The sequence below is a fragment of the Geobacillus sp. ZGt-1 genome (assembly GCF_001026865.1).
In the GTDB taxonomy this organism is placed as follows: domain Bacteria; phylum Bacillota; class Bacilli; order Bacillales; family Anoxybacillaceae; genus Geobacillus; species Geobacillus thermoleovorans.
Map to the genome: position 1 here is coordinate 78,933 of NZ_LDPD01000002.1, position 18,833 is coordinate 97,765.

The following is an 18,833-nucleotide window of genomic DNA, read 5'->3' on the forward strand; positions in this document are numbered from 1 at the left end:
GTAGGTCGCTGCTAGGCAAAATGGAAAGCACGTCTTTTCTTTCCTTGGAAGAAAAGGCGTGCTTTTTCATTTATTCGGCTGCTTGACGTTTTATTGTCCAAAAAAACGGATATTCTATAGTTAGTTTTCCTTCTTTGGTCACTCTTGAAATTTTCCGTAATACATTGTATAGTAAGAGTAAGGTCAAATATAGTCAAAGTCAACAAATAGGCAGTGGGGTGTCCTGGTCAGCGGACGGCCCATCGCCAGGCAGCTTGGTTGTAAGGAAGGTGGTAGGTAGAGTGCCGAACATTTCCGACATCATTGAGCAATATTTAAAGCAAGTGCTCAATATGAGCGACCAAGATATCGTTGAAATTAAACGAAGCGAAATCGCTAATAAATTCCAATGTGTTCCGTCGCAGATCAACTATGTCATCAATACGAGGTTTACCCTTGAAAGAGGGTACATCGTTGAAAGCAAGCGCGGTGGCGGTGGGTATATCCGCATTATGAAAGTGAAGACAAAGAGTGAAGCACAGCTTATTGACCAGCTGCTCGAGCTTGTCGGCCACCGCATCAGCCAATCGAATGCCGAAGATGTGGTAAAACGTCTCGTTGAAGAAAAGGTAATTTCGGAGCGGGAAGCGAAAATTATGTTAAGCGCTATGGATCGTTCTGTTTTATATATCGATTTGCCCGAGCGGGACGAACTGCGGGCCCGCATGTTAAAAGCGATGCTGACGTCGCTGAAATACAAATAGGGGGAGGGGGAGGCATTGATTTGCCAAGAATGCAAGCAGCGGCCGGCCACGATGCACTTTACAAAAATTGTAAACGGAGAGAAAACGGAGTTCCATCTTTGCGAGCAATGTGCCAGAGAGCATGGCCATATGTTTACGTTCTACGGCAATGATGATTTTTCACTCAACAACTTGTTGGCGGGGCTTCTTAACTTTCAAGCGCCGATGAAAGAGATGACGGCGAACGCGTTTCCGAACCCGGATGTACTTCAATGTGAGACGTGCCAAATGACATACCATCAATTCACACAAATCGGGCGGCTCGGCTGCGCTAACTGCTACCGGACGTTTGCACGCTACTTGCCGCCGATTTTGAAACGGCTCCATAGCGGCAATACCGCTCATTCAGGAAAAATTCCGAAGCGAAAAGGCGGCGTTCTCCATTTGCGCAAGCAACTTGCTATGTTGAAACAAAAGCTTCAGGAGCTCGTTGCTCGTGAGGAATTCGAGCGGGCGGCCGAGGTGCGCGACCAAATCCGCTCGTTGGAGGATGAACTGCGTCGACGCGGAGAGGGGGATATGTAAGCGGTATGTCGTTCGAGAAGTTTTTCAATACGGCGGTCNGCGCGTGGATGAGCCAAGAGGGGCCGGATTCGGACATCGTCTTAAGCAGTCGCATCCGACTGGCGCGCAACATCGTTGACTTTCGTTTTCCAACGCTGTTTAGCAGTGAAGAAGCGATGCAAATCGTCGCGTTGTTTGAACGGACGTTCGCCCATCGTTCTTACGGAGGGGCAGGCCGCTTCGAGTTGTTGAAAATGTCGGAGCTTCAGCCGATTGAAAAACGGGTATTGGTAGAAAAACACTTAATTAGTCCGCATCTGGCTGAGGATTCGCCGTTTGGCGCTTGTCTGCTTTCGGAAAATGAAGAAATCAGCATCATGATCAACGAGGAGGATCATATCCGCATCCAATGCCTATTCCCGGGGTTGCAGCTTGCTGAGGCTCTCGAGGCGGCGAGCGAATTGGACGATTGGATTGAAGGGTATGTCAACTATGCCTTTGACGAGCGGCTTGGTTATTTAACGAGCTGCCCGACCAATGTCGGGACGGGATTGCGGGCTTCGGTGATGATGCATCTTCCGGCGCTTGTGCTGACGCAGCAAATTAACCGTATTATTCCTGCCATCAACCAGCTTGGGCTTGTTGTCCGTGGAACATACGGTGAAGGGAGTGAAGCGTTGGGAAATATATTCCAAATTTCCAACCAGATCACGCTTGGGAAATCGGAGGAAGACATTGTTGCTGATTTGCATACGATCGTTCAGCAGCTGATCGCCCAAGAAAGAGCGGCTCGTCAGGCATTAGTGAAAACTTTGGGCATACAATTAGAAGACAAGGTGTTCCGTTCATACGGCATACTGGCCAACTGCCGCGTCATCGAATCGAAAGAAGCGGCGCAATGTCTGTCCGATGTTCGCTTAGGGATTGATCTAGGATATATCAAGAACATCTCGCGCAACATTTTAAATGAGCTGATGATTTTGACGCAGCCGGGATTTTTGCAGCAATATGCCGGCGGGGCGCTTCGCCCTGAAGAACGGGACGTCCGCCGCGCGGCGCTGATCCGGGAGCGTTTAAAGATGGAGGAACGAAGAAAGATGGAGGGTGATGAACGATGATGTTTGGCAGATTTACGGAACGGGCGCAAAAAGTGCTGGCGCTGGCGCAGGAAGAAGCCATTCGCCTCGGCCATAACAATATCGGCACAGAACATATTTTGCTCGGCCTCATCCGCGAGGGCGAGGGGATCGCGGCTAAGGCGCTCATGGCGCTTGGGCTCGGCCCAGATAAAATTCAAAAAGAAGTCGAATCGCTCATCGGCCGTGGCAGTGAAGTGTCGCATACGATCCACTATACGCCGCGGGCGAAAAAAGTGATTGAGCTGTCGATGGATGAAGCGCGGAAGCTCGGCCATTCATACGTCGGCACAGAACATATTTTGCTTGGGTTGATCCGCGAAGGCGAAGGGGTGGCCGCCCGCGTGCTGAACAACTTGGGAGTAAGCTTGAACAAAGCGCGCCAGCAAGTGTTGCAGCTGCTTGGCAGCAATGAGTCGATGTCAGGCCATGGCGGCGGTGCTTCGCACGTGAGCACTCCGACGCTTGACAGCCTCGCCCGCGATTTGACAGCGATTGCCCGCGAAGGGCGGCTGGACCCGGTCATCGGCCGCAGTAAAGAAATTCAGCGCGTCATTGAAGTATTAAGCCGGCGGACGAAAAATAATCCGGTGTTGATCGGCGAGCCGGGCGTTGGGAAAACGGCCATTGCTGAAGGGTTAGCCCAACAAATCGTCAATAACGAAGTGCCGGAAACGCTGCGCGACAAGCGGGTCATGACGCTCGATATGGGGACAGTCGTCGCCGGAACGAAATACCGTGGAGAATTTGAAGACCGACTGAAAAAAGTGATGGATGAAATTCGTCAAGCGGGCAACATCATCTTGTTTATCGATGAGCTGCATACATTAATTGGCGCCGGTGGGGCGGAAGGAGCGATCGACGCGTCGAACATTTTGAAACCGGCGTTGGCGCGCGGGGAGCTTCAATGCATCGGCGCGACAACGCTCGATGAATACCGGAAATATATTGAAAAAGACGCCGCGCTTGAACGCCGCTTTCAGCCGATTTACGTTGATGAACCGACAGTGGAAGAATCGATCCAAATTTTAAAAGGGTTGCGCGATCGGTATGAAGCGCACCACCGCGTTTCGATTTCCGACGAGGCGATCGTGCAAGCCGTCAAGTTGTCCGACCGCTACATTACCGACCGTTTCTTGCCGGATAAGGCGATCGATTTGATCGACGAGGCTTGCTCGAAAGTGCGCCTTCGTTCGTTCACCGCACCGCCGAAATTGAAAGAACTTGAACAAAAGCTCGAGGAAGTGCGGAAAGAAAAAGACGCGGCCGTGCAAAGCCAAGAGTTTGAGAAAGCGGCGTCGCTGCGCGATATGGAACAGCGGCTGCGCGAAGAACTGGAGGAAACGAAACGTGCGTGGAAAGAAAAACAAGGCCAAGAAAATTTGGAAGTGACGGTCGAAGACATCGCCGCGGTCGTCTCGAGTTGGACCGGCATTCCGGTATCGAAGCTCGCTGAGACGGAAACGGAGCGGCTGCTCAAGCTGGAAGAAATTTTGCATTCGCGTGTCGTCGGCCAAGACGAGGCGGTCAAAGCGGTCGCCAAAGCGGTGCGCCGCGCCCGTGCTGGCCTGAAAGACCCGAAACGCCCGATCGGTTCGTTCATTTTCCTTGGTCCGACCGGGGTTGGGAAAACGGAGTTGGCTCGAGCCTTGGCAGAAGCGATGTTTGGCGATGAAGACGCCCTCATTCGCATCGATATGTCCGAGTATATGGAAAAACACTCGACATCGCGGCTCATCGGGTCGCCGCCGGGGTATGTCGGTTATGAAGAAGGCGGCCAGCTGACGGAAAAAGTGCGCCGCAAGCCGTATTCGGTTGTCCTGTTAGATGAGATGGAAAAAGCGCATCCGGACGTGTTCAATATTTTGCTGCAAGTGTTGGAAGATGGGCGGCTGACTGACTCGAAAGGGCGGACGGTCGACTTCCGCAACACGATCATCATCATGACGTCCAACGTCGGCGCCGATGCGCTGAAACGGAATAAGTACGTTGGCTTCAACATTCAAGACGGGAACCAGCAATACAAAGATATGAAAAGCAAAGTGATGGATGAGCTGAAAAAAGCATTCCGTCCAGAGTTTTTAAACCGGATCGACGAAATCATCGTCTTCCATTCGCTCGAAAAAGACCATCTGAAACAAATCGTCCGATTGATGGCCGATACGCTCGTGAAGCGGCTGAAAGAGCAAGACATTGATCTTGAGCTGACGGAGGCCGCCATTGAGAAAATCGCCGCCGAAGGGTTCGATCCAGAATACGGTGCCCGCCCGCTGCGCCGCGCCTTGCAAAAGCATGTTGAAGACCGTTTGTCCGAAGAATTGTTAAAAGGCACGATCGCCAAAGGGCAAAAAGTCGTCGTGGATGTCAAAGACGGGGAGTTTGTCGTATTGTCGAAACAAGCGGTCGTGTGAGGGAAGAAAAGGCATGCGGCAGCTTCCTGCCCATGCCTTTTTTTCGTTGGAAAACGTTACAGAAAGGGTTAAGATCGATGGCGAAGAAGAAAACGAAGTTCGTTTGCCAAGAGTGTGGATATGAGTCGGCCAAATGGCTTGGACGCTGTCCGGGATGCCAAACATGGAATTCGTTTGTTGAGGAAATTGAGCAGGAGAAACCGACTGTGCGCGGCGCATTTCTTCATTCGGAGCGGGCGGGTTCGGCCAAACCGGTCCCGATTACAGCCGTGGAGGCGGTGCAAGAGCCGCGCATGAAAACGAACAGCGCGGAGCTCGATCGCGTGCTGGGCGGTGGAATCGTCAAAGGTTCGCTCGTTTTGATCGGCGGCGACCCTGGCATTGGCAAATCAACGTTGCTTTTGCAAACATCGGCGCAGCTGGCCGCCGCTGGGCATCAAGTGCTGTATGTCTCCGGTGAGGAATCGGTCAAACAAGTAAAGCTGCGCGCTGGACGCCTTCGTGCGGAGTGCGATCAGCTGTACGTGTTGGCGGAAGCAGATTTGGAATACATTGTGGCAGCGGTTGAAACGGTTCAACCTGCTTGTGTCATCATTGATTCGATTCAGACGGTGTATCGCACCGATATTTCCTCTGCACCGGGCAGCGTCGCCCAAGTGCGCGAATGCACGGCCGAGCTGATGAAGCTGGCGAAAACAAAAGGCATTGCCATTTTTATCGTCGGTCATGTGACGAAGGAAGGGGCGATCGCCGGGCCGCGCCTGCTCGAACATATGGTGGACACCGTTCTCTATTTTGAAGGGGAGCGACACCATACGTATCGCATTTTGCGAGCGGTGAAAAACCGTTTTGGCTCAACGAACGAAATCGGCATTTTTGAGATGCGCGACATTGGGCTGAAGGAAGTGGAAAACCCATCAGAAGTGTTTTTAGAAGAACGGTCGCGCGGAGCGGCTGGCTCGACGGTCGTGGCGGCGATGGAAGGGACGCGGCCGGTGCTCGTGGAAATCCAGGCGCTCGTCTCGCCGACGAGCTTCGGCAACCCGAGACGGATGGCGACCGGCCTTGACCATAACCGTGTGTCGCTTTTGATGGCCGTGCTCGAAAAGCGGGTTGGGCTGCTGTTGCAAAACCAAGATGCTTATTTGAAAGTGGCGGGCGGCGTGAAGCTTGATGAGCCGGCAATTGACTTGGCGGTCGCTGTCAGCATCGCCTCGAGCTTTCGCGATCGGCCGACGAATCCGGCGGATGTCATTATCGGCGAAGTCGGCTTAACTGGAGAGGTGCGCCGCGTCTCGCGCATCGAACAGCGCGTGCAGGAGGCGGTAAAATTAGGCTTTTCCCGCATCATTGTGCCAAAAAACAATTTAGCCGGCTGGCAGCCGCCAAAAGGTGTGCAAGTGATCGGTGTTTCGCATGTGGCCGAGGCGCTTGAGCATACAATGTGTTAATCGCTCTTTCGCCTGCGCGGCCCGCTTCTTCGTGTCCAAGGGGATATGAGCGATCAAAAATTCATCGCCTCTTCATTCTTAAGTGCTCAAGCAGAGGCATAAACAGCCTAAAAGGATTGAACCTTTTCGCTCTGATGTACGTAAAAATATAGTAGGGAGATCCGAAACAACTACGGCGTTTGGCCGGCGTTTTCTGCTATTGTTACAAGCAGATGTCGAATGTTCAAAAACGATTAAAAATTGCCTTCCAATTGGTTTCAAACATTGGAAACTGTTTATAATGTTAAATAGGGAGGTGAAGATGGGCTGATGGTCAAACGCATTGTGCAATTATTTTTCCTCGCCGTGGGCGGAACGTTAGGCGCCATGTTTTTTCCTGACTTGCTTAAGGTGATGAATGTGAGCGGCATGCCGCTTCTCAATAATTCTTATACGCTGGCGGTGCTGGGGGCAGTCGTTTTCTTTTTGTTGACGTTTTGGCTTGTCGATTATGTGGTCGACATGATTCGCTGGGTGGAGGAAACGCTCGTGAAGGCGCCGGCCGCCGACGTGCTGTTTGGCAGTCTCGGGCTGATTTTCGGTCTTATTATCGCGTTTTTCGTTGTCATGCCGTTGCAGTCGTTTCACATTCAAGTGTTGAATACGGTGTTGCCGATTTTTTTGACGGTGTTGCTTGGCTACTTAGGGTTTCGCGTCGGTTTAAAGAAACGGAATGAGTTGATGAACTTATTTTCCTTGTCCAATCGCATGGCGAAGAAAAAAGGTGGAGAAGCGGAAAACGAACCGTCAAAGGGCGGTGCTGTGAAAATTTTGGATACGAGCGTCATCATCGACGGGCGGATCGCAGACATTTGCCAAACCGGGTTTTTGGAAGGGCCGCTTGTCATTCCGCGGTTTGTGCTCGAAGAATTGCAGCATATCGCCGATTCGTCCGATGTGCTGAAGCGGAACCGCGGCCGCCGCGGCTTGGATATTTTGAACCGCATCCAAAAAGAAATGGCGATGAAAGTGGAAATCCATGAAGCGGATTTCAGCGACGTCCAGGAAGTCGACAGCAAACTCGTCAAGCTGGCGAAGCAGCTTCAAGGCGTTGTCGTGACGAACGATTTCAATTTAAACAAAGTATGTGAGCTGCAAAACGTGCGTGTTTTGAATATCAACGATTTAGCGAATGCCGTCAAACCGGTCGTGTTGCCAGGCGAGGAGCTGAACGTACACGTCATTAAAGATGGGAAGGAGCATAACCAAGGCGTGGCCTATTTGGACGACGGGACGATGATCGTCGTTGAAGATGGCAAAGAATATATCGGCAAACGGGTTGACGTTTTAGTCACCAGCGTGTTACAAACATCTGCAGGGAGAATGATTTTTGCCAAATTGAAACTGCTGCAAAAAGCGTTGTAAAACGAATAGGGGAAACGGCCAATGAATTACGAAGCGATTGTCTTGGCGGCCGGGCGAGGAAAGCGGATGAACGCCGGCATGAACAAGCAATTCCTTGAGCTTGGCGGTGAGCCGCTCATCGTTCGGACGCTGAACGTGTTTGAGCGCGATGAGCGGTGCACCCGCATCGTGCTCGTCGTCAACCCAGCCGAGCGAAGCCGATTTGAGCAGCTGCTCGCCCGCTTTCGCATTCAAAAAGTCGCCGCGCTTACCGACGGCGGCGAGGAGCGGCAGCATAGCGTCTATAACGGATTGCAGGCGCTCGCGGGGGAGGAGATTGTTCTCATCCATGACGGCGCCCGCCCGTTTGTCCGCGTCCATCATTTGCACGAGCTAGTGAACGCCGCTGTTCAGTACGGGGCGGCGATCCCGGCAGTGCGGGTGAAAGATACGATCAAAAAAGCGAACGGTTTGTTTGTCGAACAGACGATTGATCGTTCCAGCTTGTGGGCGGTGCAGACGCCACAAGCTTTTCGTCTGTCTTTGATCATGGAAGCGCACGAAGCGGCGAAACAGGCTGGCTATCTCGGCACGGATGACGCCAGCCTTGTGGAGCGAATCGGCAAGCCGGTGAAGATCATTGAGGGGGATTATCGCAATATTAAGCTGACGACGCCGGAGGACCTTTTGTTTGCTGAAGCGATTTTGGCAAGCCGGATGGCCGAATAGATGGGGGTGGAGAGATGTTTCGCATTGGACAAGGGTTTGACGTCCATCAGCTTGTTGAAGGGCGTCCGCTGATCATTGGCGGCGTTACTATTCCGTATGAAAAGGGGCTGCTCGGCCACTCAGATGCCGACGTGCTGCTTCATGCGGTGGCGGACGCATGCCTTGGGGCGATCGGCGCCGGCGATATCGGCCGGCATTTTCCAGACACAGATCCGCGCTTTAAAGATGCCGACTCGGCTGAGCTGTTGGCGCACGTATGGGCGCTCGCTCGGCAGGAAGGGTATAGGCTCGTGAACGCCGACTGCACGATCATCGCACAAAAGCCGAAGCTGGCGCCATATATTGAAGAAATGAGGGCGGTGATCGCTCGGTTGCTGGAAGCCGAGCGCTCGCAAGTCAATGTGAAGGCAACGACGACGGAGAAGCTTGGATTCACTGGGCGGGGGGAAGGCATTGCCGCCCAGGCGGTCGTCTTGCTGCAAAAAAGCTAATGGAGCGGCCTTTGGCAGCATCATTTGGGAAGGCCTCGTTCTTTAATACATAAGCGCTTTGTTCGCCGTCCTGGCTAGGAGGTGTAAAGGGGGGGCGTCGGCGGCGTGGTGCGGCTTAGGCGAGAGCTGTCTGTTTTGAACTTTGCCGCGATAAACGGTACAATAATAGCACAAGCTTTGATGGAAGTGGAGGGTTTGGATGATGGCAAAAGAGGTGCGCGTGCGCTATGCGCCGAGCCCAACCGGCCATTTGCATATCGGCGGGGCGCNNNCAGCGCTGTTTAACTATTTGTTTGCCCGCCATCACGGTGGAAAAATGATCGTCCGCATCGAGGATACGGATATTGAACGGAACGTCGAAGGCGGCGAAAAGTCGCAGCTCGAAAACTTAAAATGGCTCGGCATTGATTATGATGAATCGATTGATCAAGATGGCGGCTACGGGCCGTACCGGCAAACGGAGCGGCTCGATATTTACCGAAAATATGTGAATGAATTGCTTGAGCAAGGGCATGCGTACAAATGTTTTTGCACGCCGGAAGAGCTCGAGCGCGAGCGGGAGGCGCAGCGGGCGGCCGGCATCGCCGCTCCGCAGTACAGCGGCAAATGCCGCCATTTGACGCCGGAGCAGGTCGCGGAGCTCGAGGCGCAAGGGAAGCCGTATACGATCCGCCTGAAGGTGCCGGAAGGGAAAACGTACGAGTTTTACGATTTAGTGCGCGGCAAAGTGGTGTTTGAATCGAAAGATGTCGGCGGCGATTGGGTGATTGTCAAGGCGAATGGCATTCCGACATACAATTTCGCTGTTGTCATCGACGACCATTTAATGGAAATCAGCCATGTGTTTCGCGGTGAGGAACATTTGTCCAATACGCCGAAGCAGCTCATGGTATACGAGTATTTCGGCTGGGAGCCGCCGCAGTTCGCGCACTTGACGTTGATCGTCAACGAGCAGCGGAAAAAGCTGTCGAAGCGCGATGAATCAATCATTCAGTTCGTCTCGCAATACAAAGAACTTGGCTATTTGCCGGAAGCGATGTTCAACTTTTTCGCTTTGCTTGGCTGGTCGCCGGAAGGAGAGGAAGAAATTTTTACGAAAGACGAACTGATCCGCATGTTCGATGTCTCCCGGCTGTCAAAATCGCCGTCCATGTTTGATACGAAAAAGCTGACATGGATGAACAACCAATATATCAAAAAGCTTGATCTTGACCGGCTTGTCGAGCTGGCCTTGCCGCATTTAGTGAAAGCCGGGCGCCTGCCGGCGGATATGACGGACGAACAGCGGCAATGGGCGCGCGATTTAATTGCTTTGTATCAAGAGCAAATGAGCTACGGTGCGGAGATCGTCCCGCTGTCTGAGCTGTTCTTTAAAGAAGAAATCGACTACGAGGACGAGGCGCGTCAAGTGCTTGCTGAAGAGCAAGTGCCGGCTGTGCTTTCCACCTTCCTTGAGAGCGTGCGTGAGCTTGAGCCGTTTACGGCAGACGAGATTAAAGCGGCCATTAAAGCGGTGCAAAAGGCGACCGGGCAAAAAGGGAAAAAGTTGTTTATGCCGATCCGCGCGGCGGTGACGGGACAAACGCACGGACCGGAGCTGCCGTTTGCCATTCAGTTGCTCGGCAAAGAAAAAGTGATCGAGCGGCTGGAGCGGGCGTTGCAAGAAAAATTTTAATCGGCCTCTATGCACGTTTGCATGATGGATGTGGTATAATAATATAAAGTTTCGATGGAACAAGCGCATAAAGAAAAAGCGTTGACGAGGAGAAGTAGGAAGCATCGGCATCCCAGAGAGAGCCGCCTTGGCTGGAAGCGGCTTATGTTCGGTGCTGTCTGAAGTGCGCCTCGGAGTCTCCTTTCGAACCGGAACAGAGACGTTCTGCAGTAGAGGGGAGCGGAGCATCTCCGTTATCGGAATCGAGTGAGCGAAACGGCGCCCCGTTTCGCTAAACAGAGTGGAACCGCGCCAAAAGCGTCTCTGTGTCTGCGGCACAGGGACGCTTTTTTATTCAAGACAACTTAGAGGGATGGAGGGAGGACATTATGTTTAAAACGTTAAAAGAGGATATTGAGGTCATTTTTGAGCAAGACCCGGCGGCGAGAAGCTATTTGGAAGTCATTTTAACGTATTCCGGCCTGCATGCCATCTGGGCGCATCGGATCGCCCATGCGCTTTACAAGCGGAAATTTTACTTTCTTGCCCGCTTGATTTCGCAAATCAGCCGCTTTTTCACTGGCATTGAAATCCATCCGGGCGCGAAAATCGGCCGCCGCTTTTTCATCGACCACGGCATGGGCGTGGTGATCGGCGAAACGTGCGAAATCGGCGACAATGTCACTGTCTATCAAGGGGTCACATTAGGCGGGACAGGGAAAGAAAAAGGGAAGCGGCACCCGACGATCAAAGACAACTGTTTGATCGCTGCCGGCGCGAAAGTGCTCGGTTCGATTACGATCGGGGAAAACTCGAAAATCGGCGCTGGGTCGGTCGTGTTAAAAGACGTACCGCCCAATTCGACCGTCGTTGGCATTCCGGGCCGCGTCGTTGTGCGCGACGGGGTGAAAGTGAAGAAAGATTTAAACCATACCGACCTTCCTGACCCGATCGCCGACCGGTTTCGGGAGCTTGAAGAGGAAATCGCCCGGCTGAAAAGCGAGCTTGAGGCATTGAAACAACAAGAAAGGAAGAACGAGTATGAGCAGCATCCGGCTTTATAATACACTGACGCGAAAAAAAGAACCGTTTGAGCCGCTGGAGCCGAATAAAGTGAAAATGTATGTGTGCGGCCCGACCGTCTATAATTATATTCACATCGGCAATGCTCGGGCCGCCATCGTTTTTGACACGATCCGCCGCTATTTGGAGTTCCGCGGCTATGATGTGACGTATGTATCGAACTTTACCGACGTCGATGACAAGCTGATCAAAGCGGCCCGCGAGCTCGGCGAGAGCGTGCCGGCGATCGCTGAGCGGTTTATTGAGGCGTATTTTGAAGACATTCAGGCGCTTGGCTGCAAAAAAGCGGACATCCATCCGCGGGTGACCGAAAACATTGATACGATTATCGAATTCATTCAGGCGCTCATTGACAAAGGATATGCCTACGAAGTCGACGGCGACGTGTATTACCGGACGCGCAAGTTCCGTGAATACGGCAAGCTGTCTCATCAATCGATCGATGAGCTGCAAGCTGGGGCGCGCATCGAAATTGGGGAGAAAAAAGACGATCCACTTGATTTCGCCCTTTGGAAAGCAGCGAAGGAAGGAGAAATTTGTTGGGACAGTCCATGGGGGAAAGGGCGGCCTGGTTGGCATATCGAATGCTCGGCGATGGCGCGCAAATATTTGGGCGATACGATCGATATCCACGCCGGCGGCCAGGACTTGACATTCCCGCACCATGAAAACGAAATCGCCCAGTCGGAGGCGCTGACCGGCAAACCGTTCGCGAAATATTGGCTGCACAATGGGTATTTAAATATTAACAACGAAAAAATGTCGAAGTCGCTTGGCAATTTCGTGCTCGTTCACGATATCATCCGGGAGATCGACCCGCAAGTGCTGCGTTTTTTCATGCTGTCGGTGCATTACCGCCATCCGATCAACTACAGCGAGGAACTGCTTGAGAGTGCGCGGCGCGGACTCGAGCGCCTGAAGACGGCGTACAGCAATTTGCAGCATCGCCTGCAGGCAAGCACGAACTTAACGGACAATGACGAGGAATGGGTTTCGCGCATTGCCGACATCCGCGCCTCGTTCATCCGTGAAATGGACGACGATTTCAACACGGCGAACGGCATTGCCGTATTGTTTGAACTGGCGAAGCAGGCCAACTTGTACTTGCAGGAAAAAACGACATCCGAGAAGGTCATTCACGCGTTTTTGCGCGAGTTCGAACAGCTGGCGGACGTACTTGGACTCACCTTGAAGCAGGATGAGCTGCTTGATGAGGAAATCGAGGCGTTGATCCAAAAGCGCAATGAAGCGCGGAAAAACCGCGATTTTGCGCTGGCCGACCGCATTCGCGACGAGTTGAGAGCGAAAAACATTATTTTGGAAGACACGCCGCAAGGAACGAGATGGAAACGGGGATAGCACGCGATGATGGCGGAGTTTGAAACGGTCAACGATGTGAAGCAGTTAAATGGACTGGCGCTTGCCTATATTGGCGACGCCGTGTACGAGGTGTATGTGCGACGCCATTTGCTTGCTGGCGGCAGCGTGCGGCCGCATGAGCTGCATCGGCGGGCGGTCCGCTATGTGTCGGCGCGGGCGCAAGCGCGAGTGATTTTGGCGTTGCTTGACGAGGGCGTCCTGACCGAGGAGGAAAAGGACATCGTCCGCCGCGGCCGCAATGCCAAATCAGGCACAATCCCGAAAAATACGGATGTGCAAACATACCGGCATAGCACGGCCTTTGAGGCGCTCATCGGTTATCATTTTTTGGTTAATAATGAAAAGCGGGTTGATGAGCTGATCGGCCGTTCGTTTGCCATTATTGAAAGGGAAGAAAGGGCGTTGGAATGATGGACTACATTATCGGCAAAAATCCGGTCATTGAAGCGCTCAAAGCCGGGCGCGACATCAATAAAATTTGGATCGCGGAAGGGGCGCAGCGCCATACCGTCGAACCTGTGCTTGAATGGGCAAAGCGGCGGGGCGTGCTCGTCCAATATGTCCCGAAGCGCAAGCTTGATCAGATGGCTGAAGGAGCTCATCAAGGGGTGATCGCTCAGGCGGCGGCTTACCGCTACTATGAAATTGATGACTTGTTCGCTCGCGCCGCCGAGCGGGGCGAGGCGCCGTTTTTTCTCATCTTGGATGAGCTTGAGGATCCGCATAATTTAGGGGCCATCATGCGCACCGCTGATGCGGTCGGGGCGCACGGCCTCATTATTCCGAAGCGGCGTTCGGTCGGGCTGACCCAAACGGTGGCGAAGGCGTCGACCGGGGCGATTGAGCACGTTCCGGTCGCGCGTGTGACAAACTTGGCGCGGACGATTGACGAGCTGAAAGAGCGCGGAGTGTGGGTAGCCGGAACGGATGCATCGGCTCAAGACGACTACCGCTCGCTCGATGGCACGATGCCGTTGGCGCTCGTAATCGGGAGCGAAGGAAAAGGGATCAGCCGCCTAGTGCTTGAAAAGTGCGATTTCTTGTTCCGGTTGCCGATGCGCGGCCATGTCACCTCACTCAATGCCTCTGTCGCCGCCAGCCTGCTCATGTACGAGGTGTACCGGAAGCGGTATCCGTTGGGAGAATAGCGAATGAACATTTTGATTGTCGACGGCTATAACATGATCGGTGCTTGGCCGGAGCTGCGCCGGCTGAAAGAAGAGGGCGATCTGGCAGCGGCAAGGGATTTATTGATTGAAAAAATGGCTGACTACAAAGGATTCACCGGGGACCATGTCGTGATCGTATTCGATGCCCACCTCGTGCAAGGAAACGAGAAAAAGTATAAACATTACGACGTCGATGTCATTTTTACAAAGGAACATGAGACGGCCGATGAGCGAATTGAACGGTTGGCGAAAACATTGATGAATGCGCGCACAAAAGTGTATGTCGCTACCTCCGACTACACCGAACAATGGACGGTGTTCGGCCAAGGCGCCCTGCGCAAGTCGGCGCGCGAGCTATTGGATGAAGTCGAGACGGTTGAGCGGGACATTTCCCAAAAAGTAAAAGCGATGCGGCAACGCACTCCGATCTCCAAAGTCCCGCTAAATGATAGAATTGCTGAAATTTTTGAAAAATGGCGAAGAGGAGAAAAATGAGCGGTTGACGCTGTAAAAATTTGTCCTGTATAATACATGTTAGCGATTGATGCGGTCGGGGGGATCAGCGTGGGGGAATGCTTGAAAGCAATGAAAGGGAAAGGTTATCATCAGCTGGACGATGAGCAGCTTGTTGCGCTCGTTCACGAAGGGGATGGGGAAGCACTTGATTTTTTAATCCATAAATATCAAAACTTTGTGCGCGCCAAAGCTCGCTCCTATTTTTTAGTCGGAGCTGATCGGGAAGATATCGTGCAGGAAGGAATGATCGGTCTGTATAAGGCCGTCCGTGATTTTAAGGGGGACAAGCTTTCCTCATTTAAAGCGTTTGCAGAACTTTGCATCACAAGGCAAATGATTACCGCGATTAAAACGGCGACCCGCCAAAAGCATATTCCGCTCAACTCTTACGTTTCCTTGGATAAGCCGATTTATGACGATGAATCTGACCGGACGCTGATGGATGTGTTGTCCGGCACGCAGGTGACGGACCCGGAACAATTGATTGTCAACCGCGAGGAAGTCGATGATATTGAACTAAAGATGGCGGAACTGCTCAGCGACCTCGAGCGGAAAGTGCTCGCTTTGTATTTGGATGGACGCTCATACCAGGAAATTTCCGAAGAGCTGAACCGCCATGTCAAGTCGATCGACAACGCGTTGCAACGCGTCAAGCGGAAGCTCGAGAAATATTTGGAATACCGCGAGATCAGTTTATAGCATCGCAACGCCGCATCAAAAGATGTCATTGACAGCGAAACAGCCAATATGATAAATTTTTATGGACATCTCGCAGGAACGGTGGAATGCTGATGCGCCAAAAAGTGACGCTGGCTTGCGTGCAGTGCGCAAGCCGAAACTATACGGCAGCAAAACAAATACGTCGCCTTGGTGAGCGCCTTATGGCCAACAAGTTTTGCTCAACATGCAACAAACATACAATCCATCGTGAAACGAAATAGACGGTGGAGATAGTTTTGAACGATGATGGAGGTACGAGTGATGCAGCGAGTAATCAACTTTTTAAAAGAAGTCGTACGCGAGCTGAAAAAAGTGAGTTGGCCAAACCGGAAGGAGTTAGTGAACTACACGGCGGTCGTGTTGGCCACGGTGGCGTTTTTCACCGTCTTTTTTGCCGTTGTGGACCTCGGCATTTCTGAGTTGATTCGCCTCGTGTTTGAATAAGCGGACAAAGGATATGTTATAATGAAAGATAATCGTGCGCGTATGGAACCCGGCAACGGGTTTTTGTTTTGCGCAAAAAACAAAACGAAAACCGCCTTGGGGAGGCTTGTTGATGGAGAAAAACTGGTATGTTGTCCATACATATTCGGGATATGAAAACAAAGTGAAAGCCAATTTGGAAAAACGCGTCGAATCGATGGGAATGCAAGATAAAATTTTTCGCGTCGTCGTTCCGGAAGAGACGGAGACGGACGTCAAAAACGGAAAACGGAAAACGACGAAAAAGAAAGTGTTCCCTGGCTATGTGCTCGTTGAGATGGTCATGACGGATGACTCATGGTATGTCGTGCGCAACACGCCGGGCGTCACTGGATTTGTCGGCTCAAGCGGAGCTGGTTCGAAACCGACGCCGCTTATGGAGGAAGAAGTAAAAATGATCTTGAAGCGGATGGGCATGCCGCTTGCCGAGGTTGACGTAGACTATGAGGTAAATGAAACGGTGCGGATCAAAGAAGGTCCGTTTGCGAACTTTACAGGGAAAATTGAAGCGATTGACCCGGATAAACATAAAGTGAAGCTGCTTGTCGATATGTTTGGGCGCGAAACACGGGTGGAGCTTGAGTTTTCGCAAATAGAAAAAATCTAATGGATAAAGAACTTGCAATTGATAGGGAAAAGTGATACTATTTTAAAGTCAGTATGTCTCTTAAACGGAGACATATGGCGGTGAACTTATACACTTGTATAAGGGAGCCGTTTTGTTTTTACGCTGATCCTCTCAACTGAACGGGAGATAGGAAAACGGCTCAGTAGACCGGAGCCGGATGAGTGGGAGGGGCAATCCCTAATACCACATCACGGACTTAAGGAGGTGTGTCTCGTGGCGAAAAAAGTAATCAAGGTCGTCAAACTGCAAATTCCTGCAGGGAAAGCGAATCCGGCGCCGCCAGTAGGTCCTGCGTTGGGTCAAGCCGGTGTCAATATTATGGCGTTTTGCAAAGAGTTTAATGCCCGCACGGCGGACCAAGCAGGGTTGATCATTCCGGTTGAAATTACGGTTTTTGAAGACCGTTCATTTACATTCATCACGAAAACGCCGCCAGCCGCTGTATTGCTGAAAAAAGCGGCGGGCATTGAATCGGGCTCCGGCGAACCGAACCGCAACAAAGTGGCGACAATTAAACGCGACAAAGTACGTGAGATCGCTGAGCTGAAAATGCCGGATTTGAATGCGGCGAGCATTGAGGCGGCCATGCGCATGATCGAAGGCACGGCCCGCAGCATGGGCATTGTGATTGAAGACTAAAGCCGGTGCGTCGTTTGTAGGGGAGGTTGCGTCATTGGGCAACCTCTCTCTCCATGAACAAAAACAGCAAGACGGGCCCGATGAATGGGCATCCGTCCGCTTCTTCGTTTTCGAAAGAAGCGAAGAACGTTCAATGTGGGAGGTTTTTCCGCTAAAACCACAATCGAGGAGGATTTTTCACATGCCGAAAAGAGGAAAGAAATACTTAGAAGCATTGAAGCTCGTCGACCGCTCCAAAGCATACCCGATTGCTGAAGCAATCGAGCTCGTGAAAAAAACGAACATCGCGAAATTCGATGCCACGGTGGAAGTGGCGTTCCGTTTGGGCGTCGACCCGAAAAAAGCGGACCAACAAATTCGCGGCGCCGTCGTCCTGCCGCACGGCACAGGGAAAGTGGCGCGCGTGTTGGTGTTCGCGAAAGGGGAAAAAGCGAAAGAAGCAGAAGCGGCTGGCGCTGACTATGTCGGCGATGCAGAATATATCAACAAAATCCAGCAAGGTTGGTTTGACTTTGATGTCGTTGTTGCTACGCCGGACATGATGGGTGAAGTCGGGAAACTCGGCCGCATTTTAGGGCCGAAAGGGTTGATGCCAAACCCGAAAACCGGAACAGTCACGTTTGACGTAGCAAAAGCGGTGCAGGAAATCAAGGCTGGTAAAGTGGAATACCGCGTCGACAAAGCGGGCAACATCCATGTTCCGATCGGCAAAGTGTCGTTTGACAACGAGAAATTGGCTGAAAACTTCGCGGCCGTCTATGAAGCAATTTTGAAAGCCAAACCGGCGGCGGCAAAAGGGACGTACGTGAAAAACGTCACGATTACATCGACAATGGGCCCTGGCATCAAGGTTGACCCGTCCACGGTTGCTGTTGCACAATAACCGTTGACTTTTGTTTGTCCGTCTGTTAAAATGCCATTTGGCTGAACAAATGAATATCATTTGTACCGTAGACAGTAGGTGCCTGTTTGAGGCTTAATTTCCTACCGAGGTATGTGGACGATAGAACAGCGCGCCCTGCGTCGGGGACGAGCGGCGGTGCGTTGAACGACACCTCCATGTCTACGCGGCATGGAGGTTTTTTATTGAGCAGACGGTATAAGTGGTATTCTCTCATTTTCCTTACAGGAGGTGCAGGACGTGTCGAGCGCGATTGAACTGAAAAAACAAGTGGTCGCGGAAATCGCAGACAAATTCCGGGCCAGCAAGGCAACCGTCATCGTTGATTACCGCGGCTTGAACGTGGCGGAAATGACCGAGTTGCGCAAACAGCTGCGCGAGGCAGGCGTCGAGTTTAAAGTGTACAAAAACACCTTGACCCGCCGGGCGCTCGCGGAAGTCGGCTTGGAAGGACTGGATGAAGTGTTCACCGGTCCAAATGCCATCGCCTTCAGCAATGAAGATGTCGTGGCGCCGGCAAAAATTTTAAGCGAGTTTGCGAAAACGCATGAAGCATTGGAAATCAAAGGCGGCGTCATCGAAGGGAACATCGCCAGCAAAGAAGAAATCGATGCGTTGGCGAAACTCCCGTCCCGCGAAGGGTTGCTTTCGATGTTGCTTAGCGTTCTTCAAGCCCCGATCCGCAACTTTGCGCTTGCGATTAAAGCGGTGGCTGACAAGCAAGAGGAACAAGGCGCGTAATGGCGCATCGATATGTGCTTAACAATCATTCA

20 protein-coding genes, 2 pseudogenes and 2 other annotated features are annotated in these 18,833 nt (G+C 52.1%); all 22 genes and pseudogenes read left to right on the forward strand.

From position 1 onward, the window contains the following. The first annotated feature begins 281 nt into the window (after nucleotides 1-281). Complete coding sequence (gene ctsR / locus VU18_RS00380; RefSeq protein WP_011229590.1) at nucleotides 282-743, forward strand: transcriptional regulator CtsR; 462 nt, start codon at nucleotides 282-284, stop codon at nucleotides 741-743. Nucleotides 744-758: 15 nt separating this feature from the next. Further along, on the forward strand, nucleotides 759-1,307 hold the full coding sequence (locus VU18_RS00385) for a UvrB/UvrC motif-containing protein (RefSeq protein WP_021322062.1): 549 nt from the start codon (nucleotides 759-761) through the stop codon (nucleotides 1,305-1,307). 39 nt (nucleotides 1,308-1,346) lie between these two features. After that, nucleotides 1,347-2,404 (forward strand): annotated as a pseudogene (locus tag VU18_RS00390) (protein arginine kinase); the annotation flags it as partial. Next, a complete protein-coding gene (gene clpC, locus VU18_RS00395; RefSeq protein ID WP_011229593.1) occupies nucleotides 2,401-4,833 on the forward strand; it encodes an ATP-dependent protease ATP-binding subunit ClpC in 2,433 nt (810 codons plus the stop codon). The pseudogene VU18_RS00390 and the gene clpC, both read left to right, overlap by 4 nt. Nucleotides 4,834-4,910: 77 nt before the next feature. Continuing rightward, the gene (radA, locus tag VU18_RS00400) at nucleotides 4,911-6,284 is read left to right on the forward strand and encodes a DNA repair protein RadA (protein WP_011229594.1); all 1,374 of its coding nucleotides are present in this window, start codon (nucleotides 4,911-4,913) and stop codon (nucleotides 6,282-6,284) included. Nucleotides 6,285-6,593: 309 nt separating this feature from the next. After that, nucleotides 6,594-7,688, forward strand: a complete 1,095-nt coding sequence (locus tag VU18_RS00405) for a PIN/TRAM domain-containing protein (RefSeq protein ID WP_011229595.1) — start codon at nucleotides 6,594-6,596, stop codon at nucleotides 7,686-7,688. A 21-nt stretch (nucleotides 7,689-7,709) separates the two neighbouring features. Then, nucleotides 7,710-8,396, forward strand: coding sequence for a 2-C-methyl-D-erythritol 4-phosphate cytidylyltransferase (ispD, locus tag VU18_RS00410; protein WP_011229596.1), 687 nt, complete (start codon nucleotides 7,710-7,712; stop codon nucleotides 8,394-8,396). A gap of 14 nt (nucleotides 8,397-8,410) precedes the next feature. After that, complete coding sequence (gene ispF / locus VU18_RS00415; protein ID WP_011229597.1) at nucleotides 8,411-8,887, forward strand: 2-C-methyl-D-erythritol 2,4-cyclodiphosphate synthase; 477 nt, start codon at nucleotides 8,411-8,413, stop codon at nucleotides 8,885-8,887. Between the two features lie 202 nt (nucleotides 8,888-9,089). Beyond that, the coding region (locus tag VU18_RS18595; RefSeq protein ID WP_236687223.1) for a glutamate--tRNA ligase family protein at nucleotides 9,090-9,156 on the forward strand (67 nt) is incomplete at its 3' end. 3 nt (nucleotides 9,157-9,159) lie between these two features. Next, a pseudogene (gltX, locus tag VU18_RS00420) lies at nucleotides 9,160-10,562 on the forward strand (glutamate--tRNA ligase); the annotation flags it as partial. Nucleotides 10,563-10,634: 72 nt separating this feature from the next. Next, nucleotides 10,635-10,870, forward strand: a binding site (T-box leader). After that, a complete protein-coding gene (gene cysE, locus VU18_RS00425) occupies nucleotides 10,868-11,605 on the forward strand; it encodes a serine O-acetyltransferase (RefSeq protein ID WP_075261495.1) in 738 nt (245 codons plus the stop codon). Its footprint overlaps the feature before it by 3 nt. Continuing rightward, nucleotides 11,583-12,983 carry a cysteine--tRNA ligase gene (cysS, locus tag VU18_RS00430; RefSeq protein WP_011229600.1) on the forward strand — a complete coding sequence of 467 codons (1,401 nt, stop codon included), beginning with the start codon at nucleotides 11,583-11,585 and terminating at the stop codon, nucleotides 12,981-12,983. Before cysE ends, cysS begins: the two co-directional genes overlap by 23 nt. A 6-nt stretch (nucleotides 12,984-12,989) precedes the next feature. Next, complete coding sequence (locus tag VU18_RS00435; protein ID WP_012820476.1) at nucleotides 12,990-13,415, forward strand: Mini-ribonuclease 3; 426 nt, start codon at nucleotides 12,990-12,992, stop codon at nucleotides 13,413-13,415. Further along, nucleotides 13,415-14,152, forward strand: a complete 738-nt coding sequence (rlmB, locus tag VU18_RS00440) for a 23S rRNA (guanosine(2251)-2'-O)-methyltransferase RlmB (RefSeq protein ID WP_011229602.1) — start codon at nucleotides 13,415-13,417, stop codon at nucleotides 14,150-14,152. The genes VU18_RS00435 and rlmB overlap by 1 nt, the downstream gene beginning before the upstream one ends. Before the next feature lie 3 nt (nucleotides 14,153-14,155). After that, a complete protein-coding gene (locus VU18_RS00445; protein WP_011229603.1) occupies nucleotides 14,156-14,668 on the forward strand; it encodes an NYN domain-containing protein in 513 nt (170 codons plus the stop codon). Between the two features lie 36 nt (nucleotides 14,669-14,704). Next, on the forward strand, nucleotides 14,705-15,388 hold the full coding sequence (sigH, locus tag VU18_RS00450; RefSeq protein ID WP_015373722.1) for an RNA polymerase sporulation sigma factor SigH: 684 nt from the start codon (nucleotides 14,705-14,707) through the stop codon (nucleotides 15,386-15,388). Between the two features lie 92 nt (nucleotides 15,389-15,480). After that, nucleotides 15,481-15,630 (forward strand): 50S ribosomal protein L33, encoded by a 150-nt coding sequence (rpmG, locus tag VU18_RS17035; protein ID WP_011229605.1) that lies wholly within the window; start codon nucleotides 15,481-15,483, stop codon nucleotides 15,628-15,630. 40 nt (nucleotides 15,631-15,670) lie between these two features. Next, complete coding sequence (gene secE, locus VU18_RS00455) at nucleotides 15,671-15,853, forward strand: preprotein translocase subunit SecE (protein ID WP_012820481.1); 183 nt, start codon at nucleotides 15,671-15,673, stop codon at nucleotides 15,851-15,853. Nucleotides 15,854-15,965: 112 nt separating this feature from the next. Next, complete coding sequence (gene nusG / locus VU18_RS00460; protein WP_012820482.1) at nucleotides 15,966-16,499, forward strand: transcription termination/antitermination protein NusG; 534 nt, start codon at nucleotides 15,966-15,968, stop codon at nucleotides 16,497-16,499. Nucleotides 16,500-16,733: 234 nt separating this feature from the next. Then, nucleotides 16,734-17,159: a 50S ribosomal protein L11 gene (rplK, locus tag VU18_RS00465; RefSeq protein WP_011229608.1), complete on the forward strand. Its 426-nt coding sequence runs from the start codon at nucleotides 16,734-16,736 to the stop codon at nucleotides 17,157-17,159. A 181-nt stretch (nucleotides 17,160-17,340) separates the two neighbouring features. Continuing rightward, nucleotides 17,341-18,042, forward strand: coding sequence for a 50S ribosomal protein L1 (gene rplA, locus VU18_RS00470; protein WP_011229609.1), 702 nt, complete (start codon nucleotides 17,341-17,343; stop codon nucleotides 18,040-18,042). 47 nt (nucleotides 18,043-18,089) lie between these two features. Then, nucleotides 18,090-18,253: a sequence feature (ribosomal protein L10 leader region), on the forward strand. 47 nt (nucleotides 18,254-18,300) lie between these two features. Further along, nucleotides 18,301-18,801 carry a 50S ribosomal protein L10 gene (gene rplJ / locus VU18_RS00475; RefSeq protein ID WP_011229610.1) on the forward strand — a complete coding sequence of 167 codons (501 nt, stop codon included), beginning with the start codon at nucleotides 18,301-18,303 and terminating at the stop codon, nucleotides 18,799-18,801. The last annotated feature ends 32 nt before the right edge of the window (nucleotides 18,802-18,833 follow it).